At 69.0% G+C, this 887-nt stretch carries 1 protein-coding gene; it reads left to right on the forward strand.

Annotated elements, in window-relative coordinates:
* Positions 1-33: 33 nt before the first annotated feature.
* Positions 34-887 (forward strand): hypothetical protein (locus H5T44_06410; protein MBC7081851.1); only part of this gene is annotated, 854 nt, incomplete at its 3' end.

Consider the following 887-nt stretch of genomic DNA (forward strand, 5'->3'; position numbering starts at 1 on the left):
AACCCGGGCCCGGTCACGGTGGACCTCACCTTCATGACCGAGGAGGGGGAGAAGAACGTCCCCGCCTGGGACGCCGCGGTCATCCCCGGCAACTCCCGCGCCAACTTCCCCCTGCACGACCAGCTCGTATGCGAGCGCATCTCCACCAAGGTGGTCTCCACGGGAGGGCCGGTCATCTGCGAGCGGGCCATGTACAACCGGGCGAGGACCTGGGCCCACGACTCCGTCGGGGTGACCTCCCCGAGCGACACCTGGTACCTGGCCGAGGGCTGCACCAAGGGCGACTTCCAGACCTGGATCTGCGTGCAGAACCCCAACCCGGGCCCGGTCACGGTGGACCTCACCTTCATGACCGAGGAGGGGGAGAAGAACGTCCCCGCCTGGGACGCCGCGGTCATCCCCGGCAACTCCCGCGCCAACTTCCCCCTGCACGACCAGCTGACCTGCGAGCGCATCTCCACCAAGGTGCGGGTGACCTCGGGAGGGCCGGTCATCTGCGAGCGGGCCATGTACAACCGGGCGAGGACCTGGGCCCACGACTCCGTCGGGGTGACCTCCCCGAGCGACACCTGGTACCTGGCCGAGGGCTGCACGCAAGGCGACTTCCAGACCTGGATCTGCGTGCAGAACCCCAACCCGGGCCCGGTCACGGTGGACCTCACCTTCATGACCGAGGAGGGGGAGAAGAACGTCCCCGCCTGGGACGCCGCGGTCATCCCCGGCAACTCCCGCGCCAACTTCCCCCTGCACGACCAGCTGACCTGCGAGCGCATCTCCACCAAGGTGCGGGTGACCTCGGGAGGGCCGGTCATCTGCGAGCGGGCCATGTACAACCGGGCGAGGACCTGGGCCCACGACTCCATCGGGGTGACCTCCCCGAGCGACAT

The organism is Thermoplasmatales archaeon (assembly GCA_014361195.1).
Taxonomy (GTDB): Archaea; Thermoplasmatota; E2; order UBA202; family JdFR-43; genus JACIWB01.